Origin of the sequence: Sphingopyxis flava, from assembly GCF_900168005.1 — a bacterium.
Taxonomy (GTDB): Bacteria; Pseudomonadota; Alphaproteobacteria; order Sphingomonadales; family Sphingomonadaceae; genus Sphingopyxis; species Sphingopyxis flava.
The window spans coordinates 1-12,928 of the sequence record NZ_FUYP01000050.1 but is presented as its reverse complement, the minus strand read 5'-3'; the positions used below and the strand labels follow the sequence as shown (position 1 = coordinate 12,928).

Below are 12,928 nucleotides of genomic sequence, written 5' to 3'. Positions count from 1 at the left end.
GCCATGCGCGCATGCAAAACTGACCAGAGCTTCCAAGCCATGATCTATCTCGCTGCCGCCGTCATCAACTCACGATGAATCCCCACAGGCCCTAGACCGATTGCGGGTCCTACCGTGCGCATGGTGCGGCAAGCTGATCCAGCTTTCTAACCCTTCCTTTACGGCGATCCGATAAACCTCTCTCGCGGGGAAAGAGGGGGGCACACCGCGGCCATGGGCCGCAACGTCGGAGTGCCACTGTGCTTGAAAATCAGAAGATGCGCCCGGTATCGGTGATTGGACCGATGGGCGATAAGCTGACGCTGAAGGATTTGCCGAAACGCGATACGCGGCGCTGGGTCAGCCGCCGCAAGGCCGAGGTCGTCGCCGCGGTCGAGGGCGGGCTGATCACGGTGGACGAAGCGTGCGAGCGCTATAATCTGAGCCTCGAAGAATTCGCCTCGTGGCAACGCGCCTATGACCGCCTTGGTGTCCCCGCGCTGCGCGCGACGCGCGTTCAATTCTATCGCGACCGGTTCGGCATCTGAATTCACGGGGCCGCTCAGCGTAGCGCGGCCTCGCGGTTCGCACGATCGGCCGATGGGACATCAGCTCCGGCAAGGCGCTGCAGCGATACCTGGTTACGCCCCGCGTGCTTGGCCTCGTAAAGCGCCTCGTCGGCAATCTTGTAGAGCCGCTGAAAATCGCAGGCCGGGCGCACCTCGGCGACCCCGATGCTCGCGGTGACCGCGCGATCGCCGATCGTCTCGCTATGATCGCAGGCCGCAATCTCGCGGCGGATGCTTTCGGCGAAGCGATCAAGAACGATGCCATCCATTCCGATCGTCAGCAGCCCGAATTCTTCGCCGCCGAGGCGCGCGACCGTGCAGATCGGGCCTTCCCACCGCGCGATCCGGCGCGCGATCCGGCATAAGACAGCGTCACCGGCGTCATGACCGTACACATCATTGATCGACTTGAACCGGTCGACGTCGACGAGAAGCAACGCCGCTGGAAGATCATCCTCGCGCGCCCGCTCAAGCAGCGGGCTCACGCTTTCGATGAAGCCGCGGCGGTTGGGAAGGCCGGTCAGCGGATCGCGCCTCGCGAGCTCGCGCGCCTGCGCCTCGGCGAGGCGCGCGCGGTCGCGCTCGACGCGCAGCTGCGAGAGGCGGCGGGTGGCTGCTGCGGAAAGCCAGAGGGCCTGCCAGGTCGCAGCGATCAGGATGGTGAGCTTCGAGCCGCCGCCCCAGAAGCCGTCCTCGACATCGACGAGGTTGATAAAGGCGAGCACGGCCATCGGCAGGCCCCAGGCGGCAGCAAAATCGCGCGCCTCGGTCGAGCCTCGCCGCCAGGCAGCCATGAGGCAGATCGTCACGGCGGCAAGGTCGGCGAGGATGACCAGACCCAGGAGATCCGCCCAGCGGTCGATATCGCCGCTGCGCATCATGGCGAGCGGAATGCCGGCAAGTCCGACGCCGAGACCCAGCGCGAGGGTGACGTGCCGCCATCTTTTAGGAACGCCGCTTCGGTCGAGCGCGGTGACCGCGCTCGCGGTTGCAAGTGCAATCGCAAGACAGGAAAGAAAGGTGCAAATCTGCGCCGAAAGCGTGCCGGCCATGAAGGGCAGAAGGGCGAGATGGATTTGCGACCATATGGTGCCCCAGAGAAGCATCGCGCCCGCCCACGCCGCCTGCCACGCGAGATATTGGCGGCGGACTGCGACAGCCAGCGAAAGGCTATAGATGCCGCTCACGAGAAGGAGGGTAAGCGCAGCGCCGACTGCCGCTGCCATGCCGGCAGCCTGCATGCTGCTTTCGGACGCGGGCAAGAGATGCGCGCGTATCAATTCGTGGCTGGCGAGACGGTCGAAGCGCATCGTCACCGATGTCAGCGGCGCGGAGCGTTCCGGGGGCTCGAAGAGGATTTGTCCGCCCGCCCGCCAATGCATGCCATAATCGCCCTGACGGACCTGCTGCCAGCGAACAGCCCCGTCTGCATAGGAAAAGGCGACCGCGAGCCTGTCGAAGCGTGAATGGTGCACCATGAGCGCGGCGCCGCCGCGCGGGGCAGGCAGGGTGCTCATATCCACGTGCAGCCACAGGCTGGCCTGCTGATACCCCTCGGGCGCTCCTGTACAGGAGAAGCGAAGTTCGGGAAGTTTCGTATCGCTTAAGTCAAGACTGCTCACCGCGTGGCACATCGACTGATTAAGGCGAAGCGCGGTTGCGCCCGCCGGTGCCGCACCGACGACCGCCGCGACGCTTCCGAGCGCAAGCAGCAGCCGGGCGCAATAGCGAATCAAGAGGCGCATCACGGACGTCATCGCGGAAATTATGGCGCCTATGTCTTTGGGAAAGCTTACCGGGGCAAGCGATAGTGCTGTCTCGATTTTGGCGCTTTGCCGAGCGAGACCATGAACTGCCACGTCAATTTCAGCCCGGCGCGCCGCGCGGTGCCTGGGGCTCGCTACAGGAATGGCGGGATCCGCTCGGCGAGGATGCCCCCTGATGCCATGCAGCCGCTTGTCATGCATCGGCAGCGGGAGCATGGTCTATCCTTACCATCGTCTGGTCACTGTTTGGCGCGATGCCGGTCAACCGACGTGTATTCCGGGTCGCTACTCTGGGGGAAATGAATGAGCGCGGAAAGCCGAGGCTTGGCGGCATCGGCAGTAGGGCCAACCATTACCTCAGGCGACAACTGATACAAGGGGCTCGATCAGCATTGCTGAGGATCGGCAAGCACGACGATCGGCGACCAAAATGGGCGCAGAATCTGCTTTCCAGAGCAGGGCACAACAAGACGCTCGTCGCCATGGCGAACAAGACGGCTCGCATGGCATGGGCGATATTGCGCAGCGGAGAGAGCTACAAGACCGCGTGACCATGCATCAGCGCTGAGCAAGGTCGCAGAGGGCTCGAATGCGAGGTGAACATTTGATGGTGTAACGGCATGGGCCGCCGCTTCACAGCCTGTAAGGAACGATGGCCTTCGAGGCCGCTCATCGCGAGGTCGGGAGAAAGTTCGGCGCTTGGCACGATGTTGGATGGTGGCAGCGATTGCTTTGAGGCTTACCGAAGGGTTGGAACGCAGCGGACGAACGGGTTCGACTGCACTCCGCGAGTTGCTGCGCGACCAAACTCAGAGACGAGGCCTGCGACATCCAGGGACGACACATCATCCCGTCAGTGCCAGCTGCGTGTTGTCTCAAGCGATCGAACCCAGGATTGCGGCCACGTTGGACGCCGGTGCAGCTTCAACAGCTTCGTTGCGCTCCTTCCGTTCGGAATAGCGATCGACAAGCTGGTCGGCATGGCCACGCGTCAGCACAGTGAAGCGAACCAGTTCCTCCGCCACGTCGACGATCCGGTCATAGTAGCTCGAGGACAGCATGCGGCCCGCCTCGTCGAACTCCTGATAAGCTTTCGCGACGCTCGACTGGTTGGGGATGGTGATCATCCGCATCCAGCGTCCGAGGATGCGGAGCGTGTTGACGCTGTTGAACGACTGCGACCCCGCCGAGACCTGCATCACCGCGAGGGTGCGGCCCTGCGTAGGGCGCAGGCCCTTGTAGGCAAGCGGCAGGTGATCGACCTGCGCTTTCATGATCCCGGTAATCTGGCCGTGGCGCTCGGGGCTGCACCAGACCTGACCCTCGGACCAGATGGAATGCTGCCTGAGTTCCTCGACTGCCGGATGATCGTCGTCGGCGATCTGGTCGGGCAGGGGAAGGTCGGACGGATCGAAGATACGCGTCTCGCAGCCGAAGAGCTGGAGCAGGCGCGCGGTCTCTTCGACGACGAGGCGCGAATAGGAGCGCTCGCGCAAGGAGCCGTAGAGCAGCAGGATGCGCGGCGCCGGATCGAGCGGCCCAAGACCTAGCGCGGGCTGGGTCCTCAGATACTCGGGGCTGAGCGCGGGAAGATGGTCGGCATCGGTGAGCGCGCGCAGGCGCGTGAAATTATGGTCTGTCATGTGAGTCAGGCTTCCGAGGGCGTGCTTGCCGGGAACCAGCGGCGCCCGAGACGGAATGCGACGCTGACCAGGAGGATGAGGACTGGGACTTCGACGAGCGGGCCTATGACCGCCGCGAAGGCGACCGGCGAGGCGAGGCCGAAGGCGGCGATCGCAACTGCGATCGCGAGCTCGAAATTGTTGCCGGCGGCCGTGAAGGCCACTGCGGTCGTGCGGGGATAATCGGCTTCGATGAGCTTGCCCATCCAGAAGCTGATGAGGAACTGCACCACGAAGTAGATGGTCAGCGGGATCGCGATCCGGACGACGTCGCCGGGGATCGTCAGGATTTCGCTGCCCTTGAGGCTGAACATCGCGACGATGGTGAAAAGCAGCGCGACGAGCGTGATCGGGCCGATCTTTGGCAGGAAACGTGTCTCATACCACTCGTCGCCCTTCGCGCGGGCGAGGAAACGGCGCGTCAAATAGCCGGCGAGAAAGGGGATGCCGAGATAGATGAGAACGGCCTCGGCGATGGTCCAGAAGCTGACGTCGATGACGCTGCCTTCGAGCCCGAAGAGCGGGGGCAGAACCGAGAGGAAAAACCAGGCGTAAACGCTAAAGAAGAGGATCTGGAAGATCGAGTTGAAGGCAACGAGCGCCGCGACATATTGATTGTCGCCCTTCGCGAGCTGGTTCCACACGATGACCATCGCGATGCAGCGCGCGAGCCCGATGAGGATCAGGCCGGTCATATATTCGGGCTTGTCCGACAGGAAGAGGACCGCAAGCGCGAACATCAGCACCGGTCCGATGATCCAGTTCTGGATGAGCGAGATCGTGAGCACGCGCTTGTCCTCGAACACGCGCGGGAGCTCGTTGTAGCGCACGCGCGCGAGCGGGGGATACATCATCAGGATCAGGCCGATCGCGATCGGGATGTTCGTCGTCCCGATCGACAGCGCGTCGATCGCGGCAGGAAGTCCCTTGAAGAGTGACCCGAGTGCGACGCCCAAGGCCATCGCGAGAAAGATCCAGAGGGTCAGATAGCGGTCGAGGAATGACAGGCGTTCGGTCTTTGCGGTGGTCATGACAATATCCTCAGGCCTGCACGCGGTTGCCGTCGGCATCGACCACCTGTTCGCCGTCTTCCTTGGCGAAGGCGCCGATCTGGCGGGTAGGGAGAATGTCGAGCACGTCTTCGGACGGGCGGCACAGCCTCACTCCGAGCGGCGTCACGACGAGCGGGCGATTGATGAGGATGGGATGCGCCACCATCGCATCGACGAGTTCGCTATCCGCGAGATCGGTATTGTCGAGCCCGAGGTCCGCATAGGGCGTGCCTTTCTGGCGGAGCAGGTCGCGCGGCGCGATGCCGGCGCGCTCGATCAATTGTTCGAGCATGGCGCGCGACGGCGGCGTCTTCAAATATTCGATGACGTGCGGCTCGATCCCGGCGTTCCGGATCAGCGCGAGCGTGTTGCGCGAGGTCCCGCATTCGGGATTGTGATAGATGATGATGTCGGTAGTCATTCGCTGGCCTCCCGTTCGCCGGTTGCGCCTTCGCTGCGACCGATTTCTTTGAGTTTGCGGGCCATCGCCATCTCGTCGATGCTGTCGTGCGGCAGCGCGAGAAAGAGCGATATGCGGTTCGAGAGATAGTGCAGCGCGCGCTCGAAGGCTTCGCGCTGGCCCGGCCCTTCGACCGCGGCGGGGTCTTCGATCCCCCAATGAGCGGTCATCGGATGGCCCGGCCAGATCGGGCAGGTCTCGCCGGCGGCATTGTCGCAGACGGTGAAGATGAAATCGAGCTTCGGCGCATCCGCGCCCGAGAATTCGTCCCAGCTCTTCGGACGGAGGTCGCCCGTCTCGAACCCGAGTTCGCCGAGGAGCGCGATCGCGGCGGGATGCACGTCGCCCTTTGGAAAGCTGCCAGCGCTGTAGGCGCGGAACCGGCCTTCGCCCAAATGGTTGAGCAGTGCCTCGGCGAGGATCGAGCGGGCGCTGTTCCCTGTGCAAACAGAACGTTGTAAGTCTTGTCGGTCATGTCGTTTCTCAGCCGTTGCAGGAAATACTGGCGAAAATGTCGGCGCACATGTCGGGCGCGCCCTGGCAACAATCCTTCATCAGGAAGGTGAGGAGGCGGCTCATGCCCTCATAGTCGGCGCGGTAGTGGATCAGCCGGCTCTCGCGTTCGGACTGGACGAGGCCTGCGCGTTCCAGCGTCGCAAGATGGTGCGACATCGTCGATGGCGGCACCTTGGCGCTCTCGGCGATCGTTCCCGCGATCATGCCGTCGGGGCCCGCAGTAACGAGCATACGGAATACGGCGAGGCGGGTTTCGTGGGCGAGGGCACCCAGAGCGTCCACGGCCCAGACCTGGATGTTCACTTCAGTCATAAGAATCGACCCTTCTAGATGTATCGAAATATAGGATTGCGCAGCGGCCGCAACCAATATTTCGAAATTTCTGGAATTATGGTCCTTCAGCCCGGTTGGGACGCGTCGGCTAGCGATGGGCCGGGACGCACGGCCCCGAAGAACAGCCAGCAACTACGGGCGCTCCGGGCGGCCGCACGCCGTGCGTCGAAGCGACCCGTTGCTGCGTGGGCAGGGTGATCGTCAGCGCGCGCTATTTGCCCGATCAACCAGATTGTCGGCCGCGGGCGCCATGAGTTCGGCGGGGTGCGCCTTCATCTCAGGGCAAATTGATCGGAAGACGGGCATGTCAGGATCGTCGCAACATCTCGAAGATGATCCTCGCGATATAGCAGAGGCGAAAGCTCAGTTGCCCGAGCGGTTCATGAAGCTGGACGAAGTGTCCCGGCGCGTAGGACTGGGAAAAACGATGATCTACACGATGATCCGGGATGGCCGCTTTCCAGCACCGTACAAGATATCGCCATTCGCCGCGCGCTGGAGCGAACGCGAGGTGGTGGCGTGGATCGACGATGTGAAGGATGGCTTCGAAGGGAAACGGCGCAGGGTGTGAATCCTGCGCTCGTCTCGGCCTTCTTCCGCAGTTGCGGATTCTCGGTCCAGCCATGACGGTGCGGTGCCCCGACCTGACCCGCCGACGATTGCCATGCGCTACAATCTGCAAGCGGCGGATGGGAATGGTTTCCGCCGCGAATGGAAGCCGATCGCCTTGGCCGGCCGTTCGACAAGGATCGATGGATTGGGCAGCCCATCGCTCAGCATATTGGCCCAGATCGCTGCGAGCTCACGGCGGCGCGGCATGAAGGCCGCGCGATTATAAGCAATTTCGCTGTCGCTTTTCTGCTTGGGAACATGCGCGAGCATGAGGTCGATGATGGCGCGGTCGAGATCCTTGCCGTTCCGCTCGGCCCATTCATTCATGATCGTGGAGAAGGCGGCGCGGAATCCGTGAGGGACATGATGCCCGTGATAGCCGGCCCTGTTGAGGAGATAGCCGATGGCATTCTCGCTCATCGGCCGATGCTGGTGCCGGTTGCTCGGGAATACGAGGTCGCCATTACCGGTCAGCGGCCAGACTGCGCAGAGCACCTCGATGGCTTGCGGAGCCAGCGGGACGAGATGGTCGCCGCCGACTTCCTCTTTGCGGTCGAGGTCGCCTTTCATTCGGGAGGCGGGGAGGCGTCCCGCTCGCTCCCCGGAGCGCCGAAGCGAAAACAGGAACAGGAGCACTGCGAGCGCGATGGCTCCGTAGCGCAGCGCCGCCCGGATCCAAGGGCTGGCGGCTATTGCGCTGAGCAAGGTGGCAATCATCGCCGCCCCCGGCGCCAGTCATCGATTCGGGCGTAGATCGTGACCGCGATCCCGCCGAGCGCGACGGCGATGAACACCCAGCGGAGCGTGTCGAGATACGGCACGAGCGGCAGGATGGCGGTCTGGGTCTCGGCAAGGACGCTCTGCGCCACCTCGACGCCGGCTGCGGCCAGCGTCGCGACGCCCGCTGCGCCGCCGGCTCTCATTGTCCGGCTCTTAGCCAGAACCTCTCGCGCAGGCGGCGTTTCTTCGGCGAAGGCTGTCGCCCGGACCGGGAACCGCTCGCCCCACTGCCGTGCGGGGCCGAGATCGACATGGATGAACCCCGAGCGCGGATAGAAACCGAAGCCGAGGAACCCGACCTCGCGCGCCGCCGCCTCGAACGCCGCCGGGTCGTGGTTCGCCATGGCGATGTCGAAAGCGGCGCCGTCGAGGTGCTTGGAGCGGGTCGCGCCGCCCACGGCGCGGTTGTGCTCGGGGCTGCGGTAGGCCGAACGGACGATGAGCGGCTTGCCAAGCCGGTCGCGCAGCGCCTGGAGCTTGTCGAGCGCTTCTTCGTTGATCCGCAGGGAGCCGCTGCCTCGGCAGGCGATCTCGGCGGGTGAGAAATTCGGCCAGCGCCAGGTGCTCTCGGGCACGTCGCGCCAGTGTTTGTAGGTCATGATCGACATCGCAGGTCTTCAGGCATAAAAAGCCCGCTCCTCTGCGAGGGCAGGCGATGGTCTGACGGGACGGGTGGATGGGTTAAGGCGTCGGTCCGAAGAGCTTCAGCTTGATGGCGAAGCCGGCCATCAGCGCGATCAGGATGCCGGCGCTGATCTGCGGCATGATCTCCTCCTATGGCTGGTCGAACCTCGGCACCCCGTATACGCCGTCTCCGCCCTATGCAGCGATCGATCGCAGAGCCTAATCAGCGGTCGAGACGAGTTGGCGGTGCTGGCGGATCTGCCACCTGAACCATCCTGGGCAGCCAGCATGAAAACCATACCAGCACCGCCGCCGTGCGATGATCCTGGCATGCCAGGATCATCGCGTCAGCTACTGTTCTCACAGCCGCAAAAGGATAGGGCAGCATGAGTGCCCCCACTACCATGCGTGTGTTCATCCCTCTCACCATCCGCAAGCGCAACGGGCGACCGAAGATCGTCCCGCCAGCCGACGTGGTGCCGGACACCGGCGGGGTGGACCCGCATGTGCTGAAGGCGATTGCCAAGGCGTGGAGCTGGCGGAGGAAGCTGGAATCCGGCGCGGCGGCAACCCTCGCGGACATCGCCATGGCCGAGAATGTTACGCCCGCCTATGCCGGTCGGATGCTGAAACTGGCCTATTTGGCGCCGGCCGTGCTTGAGAAATTGCTGCTGGAACGCATGGCGCCTGCCGCATCAATCAAAGATGGCTGCGGCAGCCGAACTGCCTTGGCACCGACAAATAACTGCAATCTTCAATAGTGAAGCGGCCACTACACTTCAGCCTCCTTCGCTTTCCCATTCAGAGCCGGCCGGGTAGCATTCGCCTCAGGGTATCGTCCTTCAGCACATAATGATGGAAGAGCGCCGCCGCCGCATGAATGCCGATCAGAAAATAGCCGATCGTTCCGACCGTTTCGTGCAACTCCTTTACCTGTCCCGCCAAAGCTTTGTTCGGACCGATCAGTGCGGGAAGCTCCAGCCCGAAGAATGGGATGACTTTGCCAGAGGCGCTCAGAATGACCCAGCCGGCGATGGGCATCGCCAGCATGAACGTATAGAGGGCAAAATGCGTTATATTGGCGACGAGCGTTTGCCAGGCCGCGGGTTTCGGCGTGATCGGCGGCTTTCGGCTGCTGAGGCGCGCTATCAGGCGGATGACGACCAGGGCGAGCACGGTCAGTCCGAGCATGAAATGCCAAGTCTTAAAGCCTTCGCGGATGTCGCTCCCTTTGGGATAATTCTCCCGCAGCAGAATCGCCGCATAAACGGCGGAAATCAGCAGGACCATGACCCAGTGAAGAGCGATCGACAGGGCGGGAAAGCGCTGACGGATATCGGCTGGATTCATTGCGAGCCTCACATTCTAAATCAATTCTAAGCGTGAAAATTCCGAAGCACATTGTGCTTGATCAATGTGCTTCATCACACAGGTATCATTCGCTCAAATTAGCTGAGCAAACTGACCAGAAAAACGAGAGACGAAGAGATCAGCCCGGCATAAGGCATCCATCTTGGACATAGAAATACTCCAGTCGGCGCGTCCTCATTGCGGGCCTTGATAACGATGAGTGCTAGGTTGATCGCGGCGAAGATGATCAATGTCCCCTGCGAGGCAAGGTCCGCAAGTCCATCAAGTGACACAGCAATCGTCAGGATCAGAATTGCTACGACCGCATAGCCGGTCGCCACGATCGGCGTTCGCGTGGTCTGGTTCACATGCGCCAAATGCTTCGGAAGATTTCCCTGACTGGCCAGGCCATATAGCACCCGGGCGATCATGATCATGTGCACTACGATCCCGTTGAGCGTCGCGACGACGGCAATAAGGCTCATGTAGAAGAGCGGCAGACCCGTCAGGCGCTGAAACACCAGCGCGAGCGGTGCAGGCGAACTGGCAAGTTCGGCAGGCGGAACGGCGACCACCGAAATCCAGATGACAAGCATGTAGAGCACAGCCGTCACACCAAGTGTGATGAACAGAGCGCGCGGAAGCGTATGGTTCGGCTCCTTGAGCTCTTCGGCAATATTCACCAGATGCTCAAAACCAATGAAGGCAAACACGGCGATCAAGGTCGTGCCGCCAATGGCCGCCCAGGCGACACTATCGAAAGCTGACGGGATCATCTCGGGCAGCCGGGTGATAACGTCTCCGTCCTGACCAGCACCGGCCGTAATGATTAAAACCAGCCCGCCAACTTCAATCAGCGTCATCACGCCTGCGAACATAATCGACTGAGTGGTTGCAAGGCATGAGACGGCCCCCATCGAAAGCACGACCCCAATGATGATCCAATGTGTCGGGAGTGGAACGAATATCCCGATGTAGCCGACACTGCCGGCTGCGATTGTTGCAGCCGAAATCGTGGCGGTGACGACCACGAGCAAGCCCATCGCGGTAGTTAGCCACCGGCGACCGAACGCGGCCTCCACATAAGCTGCTTCGCTCGCGCTAACCGGCATGCGCGTTCCGAGTTCAGCGAATGACGCAGCGGTAAGGCCCATAGCGATAGCGGCGATGAGAAAGCCCAACGGCGCGTACATCCCGCTACGCCCAGCAGCGACCCCGACCAGCACATATATGCCAGCGCCGATGGTCACGCCCACACCGTACAGCACCGCATGGGTCAGTGTAAGGCGCCGAACCAGGCCGGGTTCTGAATTTGCTTTGCTGTCCACCATCCCCCCTCTCGCGGCTGCGCAGGCCAACCGCAATAATATGGCTATATTTGAGATGGCAGTAACTGCAACTCGTCGCGACCGACACAGCCATCGCCACGCGCTGCCGTTCCCGAAACCGCCCCTGCCTGGCTAGCGGGCAGCACTGCTGCGGAAGGCCGACCTTTATGGCGCCGGCGAACTGATGCTGGTGAACATCCTCCACGACCGTCAGGCACTGCGGCAACACGACCCAGTCGCTGAACGCAGCCCGGCCGCGCCTCTTCGCAAAGAAGCGCGGCCGGGCCAGAAAAAGGCGGATAGGCCCCGCGTGACTGCGCTCCAGAACGTAAACCTCGGATTCTCCGGACGCATTGCCTGCCGGGATATGGCCGAAAATGTTTAGACGGGGCGATCCAGCAAAGCCTTGGAAATCAGCCATTTTCTAGACCTAAACCTTTTCCGGCGAGGTTTAGGTGAAAAGAGACAAAAGCCGATCAGAGACTGAATTTGGCGGTCCCGGCCGTCTCCGGGGTTTAGGTGCCACTGGCAAAACCCCGCGAAAGCTGGGGATTTTCGCCCCACCCAAGGGCCATCTTATTGATTCGCAATGAGATATTGGCGGTGGGAGAGAGCCTGCGGACGAACTCTCTTGTCGAAGGGTATCTAAGCAGGCAGTGAGCCTGCGAAAAGTTGCGGTCGGCTATTGCGGATAAGCAATCGCAACAGGCTTATGCGGCTTCCTTCCGGTGCACCCGCTGCTTCAGAAAAGAGAGCCCGGACGGATCCCTGTCGAGCAGCAGCAAGGCACTCATCACCGCATGGCTGACAACCACGTCGCCGCTCTCGTATTTCTGGAAGGCGTTGGGCCCGCCACCGATCAGGCGGCCAGCATCCTTCTGGGTGAGGTGCAGGCGCTTCCTGATACGACGCACCGCTTCGGGCTCGAGCAGGCCCTCGACTTGCGCCTTGAGCCGGTTCAGGGCCCGATCGGAAACCTTCATGTCGTCACCGGTGTGAATGCTCTCGTCGCTCGCATCACAATACCACCCGGGCATGTCGAAGGTGGCCTGGTGCCCCTTGTAGGTAATGGTCATCGGCCGAACGTCGCGGAACATCGGCTGGCCCGTCTCCGGGCAGGTGGGGTTAGTCATCGCCCTTCTCCTTGAACGACAGAAGCAAAAACTCGGTCACGGCATCAGCCGTGAACTTGACGTACAAAGTCCCCTGTTCCGAGGGAACGTGGTAGACATCCTGCCAGACCCGATGATCGGCAAAGGATGTCATGGACTTATAAAAATGGCGTCGCTCGATCGTCTGTATGGTTGCGACGATCTCGCTTCGCCCAAAACCAAGCGAAGCCGCTCCTCTCAGAGCGGAACCTGTGACATTGAGCTTCTCGGCCGTCGAGAAAACGGCTTTGACCGCGTCAATGTCATAGGTCGGCTTTCGCTTCTCGGTCATTACCCTTGATAACACCACTGTGGTGTTTTTTCAAGAGGGCCGATTCCGTCAGCCCGCCGGTGGTCGCGCACGTCTAGATTTGGTGGTTTGCCACATAGAAGCCGCGTCGATGGCTGCCCAGATAATCGTGCTCGACATCCCCCTTGTTCGTCGGGGGAAGGTTCGATAGGAATGAGACCCAGACTAAAGAATCGTTACTGAGAGGATTGCCTGATGCAAGATACTGAACTGTCGGCGCAGCCTGCTGGCGAACAGCGGAATCGGGACCGTGATGCAATTTCCCGTGGCCACACTTTCGTCCAGGACCTCTATCGGAGAGACAAGAAGGCGCCGCCTGAGATCCTGCTCGAAACCTCGCGCGATCCGTCGCTCGGCACCGATCCGGTCCCGTCCGACCGCTATTTCTCCCGCGAATTCTATGCGGTCGAGAAGGA

General features: G+C 61.9%; 16 protein-coding genes and 2 pseudogenes. 6 read left to right on the top strand and 12 right to left on the bottom strand.

The annotated features are described in order from the left end of the window. Window positions 1–239: 239 nt before the first annotated feature. A complete protein-coding gene (gene sciP, locus B5X69_RS19385) occupies window positions 240–527 on the top strand; it encodes a CtrA inhibitor SciP (protein WP_079640176.1) in 288 nt (95 codons plus the stop codon). A gap of 14 nt (window positions 528–541) precedes the next feature. On the opposite strand, the gene B5X69_RS19380 is transcribed toward sciP, so the two are convergent. Continuing rightward, on the bottom strand, window positions 542–2,293 hold the full coding sequence (locus tag B5X69_RS19380; protein WP_245798813.1) for a sensor domain-containing diguanylate cyclase: 1,752 nt from the start codon (window positions 2,291–2,293) through the stop codon (window positions 542–544). A gap of 332 nt (window positions 2,294–2,625) precedes the next feature. Here B5X69_RS19380 and B5X69_RS19375 point away from each other — a divergent pair. Then, window positions 2,626–2,865 (top strand): annotated as a pseudogene (locus B5X69_RS19375) (IS110 family transposase); the annotation flags it as partial. 324 nt (window positions 2,866–3,189) lie between these two features. Here the strand turns inward: B5X69_RS19375 and arsH are convergent. The 5 genes from arsH to B5X69_RS19350 all read right to left on the bottom strand — a co-directional run bounded on the left by arsH (window position 3,190) and on the right by B5X69_RS19350 (window position 6,336). Continuing rightward, window positions 3,190–3,957 carry an arsenical resistance protein ArsH gene (gene arsH / locus B5X69_RS19370; RefSeq protein ID WP_079640174.1) on the bottom strand — a complete coding sequence of 256 codons (768 nt, stop codon included), beginning with the start codon at window positions 3,955–3,957 and terminating at the stop codon, window positions 3,190–3,192. 5 nt (window positions 3,958–3,962) lie between these two features. Further along, window positions 3,963–5,027, bottom strand: a complete 1,065-nt coding sequence (gene arsB, locus B5X69_RS19365) for an ACR3 family arsenite efflux transporter (protein ID WP_079640173.1) — start codon at window positions 5,025–5,027, stop codon at window positions 3,963–3,965. Window positions 5,028–5,037: 10 nt separating this feature from the next. Beyond that, window positions 5,038–5,469 (bottom strand): arsenate reductase (glutaredoxin), encoded by a 432-nt coding sequence (gene arsC, locus B5X69_RS19360; RefSeq protein ID WP_079640172.1) that lies wholly within the window; start codon window positions 5,467–5,469, stop codon window positions 5,038–5,040. Next, the gene (locus B5X69_RS19355; RefSeq protein ID WP_425441536.1) at window positions 5,466–5,903 is read right to left on the bottom strand and encodes an arsenate reductase ArsC; all 438 of its coding nucleotides are present in this window, start codon (window positions 5,901–5,903) and stop codon (window positions 5,466–5,468) included. The genes arsC and B5X69_RS19355 overlap by 4 nt, the downstream gene beginning before the upstream one ends. An 88-nt stretch (window positions 5,904–5,991) precedes the next feature. Further along, window positions 5,992–6,336, bottom strand: a complete 345-nt coding sequence (locus B5X69_RS19350) for an ArsR/SmtB family transcription factor (RefSeq protein ID WP_079640171.1) — start codon at window positions 6,334–6,336, stop codon at window positions 5,992–5,994. Window positions 6,337–6,739: 403 nt separating this feature from the next. Here B5X69_RS19350 and B5X69_RS19345 point away from each other — a divergent pair, with 403 nt between their 5' ends. Further along, on the top strand, window positions 6,740–6,928 hold the full coding sequence (locus B5X69_RS19345; protein WP_176141696.1) for a helix-turn-helix transcriptional regulator: 189 nt from the start codon (window positions 6,740–6,742) through the stop codon (window positions 6,926–6,928). A 98-nt stretch (window positions 6,929–7,026) separates the two neighbouring features. Here the strand turns inward: B5X69_RS19345 and B5X69_RS19340 are convergent, their stop codons facing one another. Continuing rightward, window positions 7,027–7,686, bottom strand: coding sequence for a tyrosine-type recombinase/integrase (locus tag B5X69_RS19340; protein ID WP_079640169.1), 660 nt, complete (start codon window positions 7,684–7,686; stop codon window positions 7,027–7,029). Then, a complete protein-coding gene (locus tag B5X69_RS19335) occupies window positions 7,683–8,357 on the bottom strand; it encodes a YcbK family protein (protein ID WP_079640168.1) in 675 nt (224 codons plus the stop codon). Before B5X69_RS19335 ends, B5X69_RS19340 begins: the two co-directional genes overlap by 4 nt. A gap of 104 nt (window positions 8,358–8,461) precedes the next feature. On the opposite strand from B5X69_RS19335, the gene B5X69_RS22330 reads away from it, so the two are divergent. Together B5X69_RS22330 and B5X69_RS19330 are read left to right on the top strand one after the other, a co-directional pair. Continuing rightward, window positions 8,462–8,596 carry a hypothetical protein gene (locus tag B5X69_RS22330; RefSeq protein ID WP_281250958.1) on the top strand — a complete coding sequence of 45 codons (135 nt, stop codon included), beginning with the start codon at window positions 8,462–8,464 and terminating at the stop codon, window positions 8,594–8,596. A 163-nt stretch (window positions 8,597–8,759) separates the two neighbouring features. Further along, the gene (locus B5X69_RS19330; protein ID WP_245798812.1) at window positions 8,760–9,134 is read left to right on the top strand and encodes a hypothetical protein; all 375 of its coding nucleotides are present in this window, start codon (window positions 8,760–8,762) and stop codon (window positions 9,132–9,134) included. Between the two features lie 40 nt (window positions 9,135–9,174). On the opposite strand, the gene B5X69_RS19325 is transcribed toward B5X69_RS19330, so the two are convergent. The 4 genes from B5X69_RS19325 to B5X69_RS19305 form a co-directional block, all read right to left on the bottom strand. Then, window positions 9,175–9,723 (bottom strand): cytochrome b, encoded by a 549-nt coding sequence (locus tag B5X69_RS19325; protein ID WP_079640167.1) that lies wholly within the window; start codon window positions 9,721–9,723, stop codon window positions 9,175–9,177. Window positions 9,724–9,821: 98 nt separating this feature from the next. Continuing rightward, complete coding sequence (locus tag B5X69_RS19320) at window positions 9,822–11,054, bottom strand: APC family permease (RefSeq protein ID WP_079640166.1); 1,233 nt, start codon at window positions 11,052–11,054, stop codon at window positions 9,822–9,824. A 707-nt stretch (window positions 11,055–11,761) separates the two neighbouring features. Beyond that, window positions 11,762–12,184 (bottom strand): type II toxin-antitoxin system MqsA family antitoxin, encoded by a 423-nt coding sequence (locus tag B5X69_RS19310; protein WP_079640164.1) that lies wholly within the window; start codon window positions 12,182–12,184, stop codon window positions 11,762–11,764. Further along, window positions 12,177–12,494 (bottom strand): type II toxin-antitoxin system MqsR family toxin, encoded by a 318-nt coding sequence (locus B5X69_RS19305; RefSeq protein WP_079640163.1) that lies wholly within the window; start codon window positions 12,492–12,494, stop codon window positions 12,177–12,179. Before B5X69_RS19305 ends, B5X69_RS19310 begins: the two co-directional genes overlap by 8 nt. Before the next feature lie 213 nt (window positions 12,495–12,707). On the opposite strand from B5X69_RS19305, the pseudogene B5X69_RS19300 reads away from it, so the two are divergent. Then, window positions 12,708–12,928: pseudogene (locus B5X69_RS19300) on the top strand (hypothetical protein); the annotation flags it as partial.

Coding starts and splice junctions, on each gene's coding strand:
- arsH (WP_079640174.1), bottom strand. CDS start 3,957: ATGACAGACCATAATTTCACGCGCCTGCGCGCGCTCACCGATGCCGAC.
- B5X69_RS19380 (WP_245798813.1), bottom strand. CDS start 2,293: ATGCGCCTCTTGATTCGCTATTGCGCCCGGCTGCTGCTTGCGCTCGGA.
- arsC (WP_079640172.1), bottom strand. CDS start 5,469: ATGACTACCGACATCATCATCTATCACAATCCCGAATGCGGGACCTCG.
- B5X69_RS19325 (WP_079640167.1), bottom strand. CDS start 9,723: ATGAATCCAGCCGATATCCGTCAGCGCTTTCCCGCCCTGTCGATCGCT.
- B5X69_RS19305 (WP_079640163.1), bottom strand. CDS start 12,494: ATGACCGAGAAGCGAAAGCCGACCTATGACATTGACGCGGTCAAAGCC.
- B5X69_RS19345 (WP_176141696.1), top strand. CDS start 6,740: ATGAAGCTGGACGAAGTGTCCCGGCGCGTAGGACTGGGAAAAACGATG.
- arsB (WP_079640173.1), bottom strand. CDS start 5,027: ATGACCACCGCAAAGACCGAACGCCTGTCATTCCTCGACCGCTATCTG.
- B5X69_RS22330 (WP_281250958.1), top strand. CDS start 8,462: ATGGCGAAGCCGGCCATCAGCGCGATCAGGATGCCGGCGCTGATCTGC.
- B5X69_RS19335 (WP_079640168.1), bottom strand. CDS start 8,357: ATGTCGATCATGACCTACAAACACTGGCGCGACGTGCCCGAGAGCACC.
- B5X69_RS19310 (WP_079640164.1), bottom strand. CDS start 12,184: ATGACTAACCCCACCTGCCCGGAGACGGGCCAGCCGATGTTCCGCGAC.
- B5X69_RS19350 (WP_079640171.1), bottom strand. CDS start 6,336: ATGACTGAAGTGAACATCCAGGTCTGGGCCGTGGACGCTCTGGGTGCC.
- B5X69_RS19340 (WP_079640169.1), bottom strand. CDS start 7,686: ATGATTGCCACCTTGCTCAGCGCAATAGCCGCCAGCCCTTGGATCCGG.
- B5X69_RS19320 (WP_079640166.1), bottom strand. CDS start 11,054: ATGGTGGACAGCAAAGCAAATTCAGAACCCGGCCTGGTTCGGCGCCTT.
- B5X69_RS19330 (WP_245798812.1), top strand. CDS start 8,760: ATGAGTGCCCCCACTACCATGCGTGTGTTCATCCCTCTCACCATCCGC.